The 6,302-nt window shown below is 76.5% G+C and carries 6 protein-coding genes; 4 read left to right on the forward strand and 2 right to left on the reverse strand.

Features of this window, described 5'->3' with window-relative positions:
* The first annotated feature begins 54 nt into the window (after positions 1-54).
* On the forward strand, positions 55-1,239 hold the full coding sequence (locus tag ACI78T_RS17795) for a sensor histidine kinase (RefSeq protein ID WP_456559455.1): 1,185 nt from the start codon (positions 55-57) through the stop codon (positions 1,237-1,239).
* A complete protein-coding gene (locus ACI78T_RS17800; RefSeq protein WP_456559456.1) occupies positions 1,236-1,934 on the forward strand; it encodes a response regulator in 699 nt (232 codons plus the stop codon). Before ACI78T_RS17795 ends, ACI78T_RS17800 begins: the two co-directional genes overlap by 4 nt.
* 1 nt (position 1,935) lies before the next feature.
* Here the strand turns inward: ACI78T_RS17800 and ACI78T_RS17805 are convergent, their stop codons facing one another.
* Both ACI78T_RS17805 and ACI78T_RS17810 read right to left on the reverse strand, forming a co-directional pair.
* Positions 1,936-2,424, reverse strand: coding sequence for a hypothetical protein (locus tag ACI78T_RS17805; RefSeq protein WP_456559457.1), 489 nt, complete (start codon positions 2,422-2,424; stop codon positions 1,936-1,938).
* On the reverse strand, positions 2,421-2,762 hold the full coding sequence (locus ACI78T_RS17810; protein WP_456559458.1) for a hypothetical protein: 342 nt from the start codon (positions 2,760-2,762) through the stop codon (positions 2,421-2,423). The genes ACI78T_RS17805 and ACI78T_RS17810 overlap by 4 nt, the downstream gene beginning before the upstream one ends.
* A gap of 162 nt (positions 2,763-2,924) precedes the next feature.
* Between ACI78T_RS17810 and ACI78T_RS17815 the strand changes: the two genes are divergently transcribed.
* Positions 2,925-3,698 (forward strand): ABC transporter ATP-binding protein, encoded by a 774-nt coding sequence (locus ACI78T_RS17815; protein WP_456559459.1) that lies wholly within the window; start codon positions 2,925-2,927, stop codon positions 3,696-3,698.
* Positions 3,699-3,701: 3 nt separating this feature from the next.
* Positions 3,702-6,173 (forward strand): FtsX-like permease family protein, encoded by a 2,472-nt coding sequence (locus ACI78T_RS17820; protein ID WP_456559460.1) that lies wholly within the window; start codon positions 3,702-3,704, stop codon positions 6,171-6,173.
* Positions 6,174-6,302: the final 129 nt, after the last annotated feature.

Consider the following 6,302-nt stretch of genomic DNA (forward strand, 5'->3'; position numbering starts at 1 on the left):
ACGTCATCCCGAGGGGCGACGACGCAGGCACCCCCGCTGCCTAGGGTCGTCGCGATGGACAGGCCACTGGACCGCGCGACGACGTGGGGGCGGGAGCACCCGTTCGCCGTCGACTCGTTGCTCGCCGGTGCGATCTTCCTGGTCACGGTGCTGTTCCCCGCCGGCAGCTTCTGGCCGTACGAGGGCACCGCCTTCGCCATCGGCACGCTGCTCGTCGTCCCGCTCGCGTGGCGGCGGCGCGCGCCGGTGCCCGCGGCCGGTGCGGTGGTCGCCGCCGGGCTGCTGGAGCTCGTCACCGTCGACGTGTTCCTGCCCGCCAACGTCGCGGCGCTGGTGATGGTCTACGCCCTGGCGGCCTACTCGCCGGGCTGGGGCAGCCGGGCCGGCCTGGTCGCCGGCTTCGCCGGTGCGGGGCTCGCCGGGCTGCGCTTCGCCTACCCCTCCGGCGGACCCGACGACCTCGTGGTCGCCTCCGGCGCGGTGGGCGTCTCGGTCGTCGCCGCCTGGGCGCTGGGCGACCTGCGCCGGGCCCGCGTGCAGCGGCTGGCCGCCCTGGAGGAGCGGGCGCAGCTGCTCGAACTGGAGCGCGACCAGGAGATGCGCCTGGCCGCCACCGCCGAGCGCGCGCGGATCGCCCGCGAGCTCCACGACGTCGTCGCGCACTCCCTGTCGGTGGTCATCGCCCAGGCCGACGGCGGCCGTTACGCGGGCCGGGCCGACCCCGAGGCGGCGACCGGCGCGCTGGAGGCGATCGCCGCGACCGGCCGGCAGGCCCTCACCGACATGCGTTCCCTGCTCGGGGTGCTGCGGGAGGGCGGCGGCGAGGAGTACGCGCCGCAGCCCGACGTCTCCGCCGTCCCGGCGCTGGTCGAGGACGTGCGGGCCAGCGGCCTCGACGTCGACCTGATCATCGAGGGCGAGCCCCGGCCGATGCCGGCCGGCCCGCAGCTGGCCGCCTACCGGATCGTGCAGGAGTCGCTGACCAACGTGCTCAAGCACGCCGGCCCGGCCTGCCGGGCGTGGGTGCGGCTGCAGTGGCGGCCGGACGCGCTGGAGCTGTCCGTGCTCGACGACGGCCGGGGCGCATCGGCCGCCATGGTCTCCTCCGACGGCAACGGCCAGGGCGTCCGCGGCATGCGCGAGCGGGCCACCCTGCACGGCGGCCGGCTCGAGGCCGGGCCGCGGACCGGCGGCGGCTTCGGCGTGCACGCCGCCCTCCCCTACGGTCGTCGGCGATGAGCGAGCAGATCCGCGTGGTCCTGGTCGACGACCAGCAGATGGTGCGGGCCGGTTTCCGCATGGTGATCGACTCCCAGCCCGACCTGACGGTGGTGGGGGAGGCCGGGGACGGCGCGGGCGCGGTGGAGCTGCTGCGCCGCACGGCGGCCGACGTCGTCCTGATGGACGTGCGGATGCCCGGCACCGACGGCATCGAGGCGACTCGGCAGGTCACCGCGCTGCCGGAGGCGCCGCGCGTGGTCGTGCTGACCACCTTCGACCTCGACGAGTACGTGGTGGCCGCGATCGGCGCGGGTGCCAGCGGCTTCCTGCTCAAGGACGCCCCGCCGGAGGAGATGCTGGCCGCCGTCCGCACCGTGCACGCCGGCGACTCGGTGATCGCGGCCAGCTCCACCCGCCGGCTGCTGCAGCACGTGGCGCCGATGCTCCGGGGGGCAGCGGCGGCGGCCGTCCCCGGGGCGGACACGAGGGCGCTGGCCGACCTCACCCCCCGCGAGCGCGAGGTGCTGGAGCTCATGGCGTTCGGCGCGACCAACACCGAGATCGCCGAGCGGTTCGTGGTCAGCGAGGCGACGGTCAAGACGCACGTCGGCCGGGTGCTGGCCAAGACCGGATCCCGCGACCGCGTGCAGGCCGTCGTCCTCGCCTACCGCACCGGCTTGGTGCAGCCCGCGGACCTGCTGCGCGACGCGTAGCTCAGCCCCCGGGGCACTCGGTGTCGCCGCCGCTGTACTCCTGGCAGAACCGCGGCTCCGGCTCCGGCCGGTCGGGCCGGTCCTCGGCGGCCAGCCAGTAGCTCCCCAGCCCGACGACGAGCGCGACCGCGATCGCTGCGGCCGAGGTGGTGAGCACGAGGCGGCGGCGCCACCAGAGGCCCAGCACCACGCCGATCACCGCGATGCAGGCCGCACGGAGGGTGAGCGCGAGGAGGTCTTCCCGCAGCACCGCACGGCCGGTGGACCGCGACTCCCCCGCGATGGAGAACGCGTTGTCGCCGGCCCAGCCGAGGAGGTCCCCCGCGACCGTGAACGCACCATGGACGGCGGTCACCAGGTACGCCAGCGCGACGACCGCGAGCACCGCGTTCTGCCACAGCGGCGACCGCCGCCGTTCCTCGGCCGGCGCCTCCTGCGTGCCGAGCCCGTCGAGCCACGTCTCGTCGTCGCCGACGTCCGAGCGCCTCATCCGGGCCGGACCGGGGAGTCGGTGAACAGCAGCAGGACGCCCGACACGAGGACGGCGAGCATCGCGCCGACCAGGAAGGTGGCGGTCCACCCGGCCGACCGCCAGAGCCGCGCGAGGACCAGGCCGACGAGCGGCGGTACGACCGACACGACGGCGGCCGCCTGCACGTTCGACCGGGCCTGCTGCAGCTGCTCCGCCGTCGGCAGCTCGGGCGGCGGCGGCCAGTCGGAGGCCAGCGCGTTCCCGGCCGCGAGGAGGAAGAGCAGCAGCCAGACGCAGAGGAGCACCCCGAGGGCCCGCTGCTGGTGGCCCTCCAGCGGCGCGACGGGCGCACCCATCCTGACCTCCTCCGATCCGCAACTCCGACCGGAGGATGACACGGCCTCAGCCCCCGGGAGCAGCAGCGCGCTGCGGAAGACCCGTCCGCGCTCCGACGCGGGTGGACGGCCCGCCCCGGCAGCGTGATCACCGTCCGAGATCCCTGCTTCCGGAGGTCCGAAGTGCCCGTCCCCGTCATGACCGTCCCCGGCGAAGCGCCGGCCCCGCTGTCGACCGCCGCCGTCCGGGCGACCGGGCTGCGGAAGACCTACGGCACCGGCGAGACCGCCGTCCACGCCCTGGCCGGTGTCGACGTCGCCTTCACCGCCGGTGAGTTCACCGCCATCATGGGCCCGTCCGGCTCGGGCAAGTCCACGCTCATGCACTGCCTGGCCGGTCTCGACACGGCCACGGCCGGTGAGGTGTGGCTCGGCTCGACCGAGCTCACCCGCCTCCGGGACGACGAGCTGACCCGACTGCGCCGCCGGCGGATCGGCTTCGTCTTCCAGTCGTTCAACCTGCTGCCCGTGCTGGACGCGCGGGAGAACATCGTCCTGCCCATGACGCTGGCGGGGCAGCGCCCCGACAAGGCCTGGCTGGACGCGGTCATCGCCCGCCTCGGCCTGCGCGAGCGCCTCGGCCACCGCCCGCACGAGCTCTCCGGCGGCCAGCAGCAGCGCGTGGCGATCGCCCGCGCCCTGCTCCCCCGCCCCGACGTCGTGTTCGCCGACGAGCCCACCGGCAACCTGGACTCCCGCTCCGGCGCCGAGGTGCTCGGCCTCCTGCGCTCGAGCGTCAAGGAGACCGGCCAGACCGTCGTCATGGTCACCCACGACCCGGTGGCCGCGTCCTACGCCGACCGCGTCGTGCTGCTGGCCGACGGCCGCCTGGCCGGCGAGCTGACCGACCCCACGGCCGAGACGGTGCTCGACGCGCTGCGCGGACTGGGGGCCTGACCGGTGCGCACCGTCCTCCTCGCGCAGGTCCGGGCGCACGCCGCCCGGCTGCTGGCCTCGACGCTGGCCGTCGTCATCGCGGTCGGGTTCGTCGTGGCCACGCTCGTGCTCAACCAGACCGCCCGCAGCACCGTGCTGGACGCCGTCGGCGCTCGGTACACCGGTGCCGCCGCGGTCGTCACCTCCGACGACGGGTCCTCCCTGGAAGACGAGGCCGACGCCGTGGCCGGGCTGTCGTCGGTGCGCGCCGTCGCCCCCTCCTGGGAGACGTCGGTCCAGGCCGACGTGCCGGGCCGCACCGGCTCGCAGTACCTCTCGGTCGACACCGTCGCCGACGATCCCGCGCTGCGCTGGCAGCGCGTCTCCGAAGGGACGCTGCCGGACCGGGCGGGCGAGATCGCCGTGAGCGACCGCGCCCGCGCCGCCGTCGGCGACGTCCTCACCCTCACCACCTACGACGACGAGGGGAACACGACCACGTCCGAGGCGACGGTCACCGGCGTCGTCGACCTCAGCGGCGATCCCGAGGCAGGGCTGTACGGGCGGGGCTTCGTGACCCCGGAGCAGGCCCGGGCCTGGGGCGCCGTCGACCCCACGGAGCTGCGCGTCGCCGCGGCGCCGGGGGTCTCGGACGAGCAGGTCCGGACCGACGTGGCGTCGCTGCTGCGCGACCGGCCGGTCGCGGTGGTCACCGGTACCGAGCGCGCCGAGGACGCCGCCGCCTCGATGATGGGCAACGCCACCGCCCTGGCCGCCGTGCTGCTGGTGTTCGGCACCGTCGCCGTCCTGGTCGCCGGGCTGGTCATCGCGAACACCTTCGCCGTCCTCCTGGCCCAGCGCACCCGCGAGCTGGCGCTGCAGCGCTGCGTCGGCGCCACCGCCCGGCAGGTCCGGCGCAGCGTCCTCGGCGAGGCGCTGCTGACCGGGCTGGCCTCCTCGGCGCTCGGCGTGGCCGCCGGTATCGGCCTGGCCGCCGGCATGTCGGCGCTCGCCGGCAGCTCGGACACCCCGATCCCGCTCGCCGGGCTGTCGGTGCCCTGGTACGCGCCGGTGGCCGGCGTCCTGCTCGGCACCCTGGTCACCCTGCTCGCCGCGCTCGCCCCTGCCCGCGCCGCCACCCGGGTCGCGCCCCTGGCGGCCCTCCGCCCGGTCGACCCGGCGCCGCTGCGCTCCCGGCCCGGCGTCCTGCGGCTGGTCCTAGGGCTGGCGCTGCTCCTGCCGGGGATCGGCCTCATGGGGCTCGGGGTCGTCATGGGCAGCGTGCTGGTCGCCCTGCCCGGCGGGGTGCTCAGCTTCCTCGGGGTCGTGCTGCTGGCCCAGCGGGCGGTGCCGCCGGTCGTCGCTGCCGCGGGCCGGCTGGCCGGGCGGTTCGGCGGGGTGCCGGCGCACCTGGCCGCCGGCAACGCCACCCGCAACCCCCGGCGGACGGCGGCGACGGCCACCGCGCTGCTCATCGGCGTCACGCTCACCAGTGCCTTCGTCGTCGGTGCCGCCTCCACCCGCGCGACCGCCCAGGCCGGGCTGGTCGCTGAGTTCCCGACCGACATCGTGGTGAGCAGCTTCGACGGCGGCCTGCCGGAGTCGCTGCTCGGGACGCTCGGCGACCTGGACGGCGTGGAGCGCGGCGCCGGCGTCCTCCAGGCCGACGTCGCAGGACCCGGCGACGTGCCGAACTGGACGTACGGCGTCGACACCGCCCGGACCGAGCCGGTCCTGCGGTCGACGGACGACATGCCCCTGCCGCTCCCCGGTCAGGCGCTGGTGCCGGAGTGGCTGGCCCAGGAGTGGGGGGTGCGGGACGGCGACGGCGTGAGCCTCGGCGAGCCGGGGCGGGAGCGCGACTTCTCCACGCTGGTCGTCGACAGCGACCAGCCGTTGATGCTGACCGCGGAGGACCTGCGCGCCCTCGCCCCGGAGCCGGTGCTCGGCGAGCTGTGGCTGCGGCTCGCCGACGCCGACCCCGACGGTCAGGTGGACGTGGTCGACGAGATCACCGACGTCGTGGCCGAGGCGGACCCGTCGGCGCAGGTGACCGGCCTGGTGACGCTGCGGGACCAGATCGACGAGGTGCTCGACCTGCTGCTCCTCGTGGTGACCGGGCTGCTGGGTGTCGCGGTGGTCATCGCGCTGATCGGCGTCGGAAACACGCTGGCGCTGTCGGTGGTCGAGCGGCGTCAGGAGAACGGGCTGCTCCGCGCGCTGGGGCTCACCCGCCGTCAGCTGCGCGGCCTGCTGGCCTGGGAGGCGGTGCTGGTCGCCGGGGTCGCGGCGGTGCTCGGCGTGCTGATCGGTGGCGCGTACGGGCTGATCGGCGCGGCGTCGGTGCTGGGCTCGGTGGGCGAGATCGTGCTGTCGGTGCCGTGGCTGCAGGTGGTCGCGATCGTCGCCGCCGCCACCCTGGCGGGCCTGCTCGCCTCGGTGCTGCCGGCCCGGCGCGCCGCCCGCACCGCCCCGGTCGCCGCCATCGCCGGCTGACCCCGCCCGGGGGGGGGGGGGGGGGGGGGGGGGGGGGGGGGGGGGGGGGGGGGGGGGGGGGGGGGGGGGGGGGGGGGGGGGGGGGGGGGGGGGGGGGGGGGGGGGGGGGGGGGGGGGGGGGGGGGGGGG

Source organism: Blastococcus sp. SYSU D00922 (assembly GCF_054050495.1).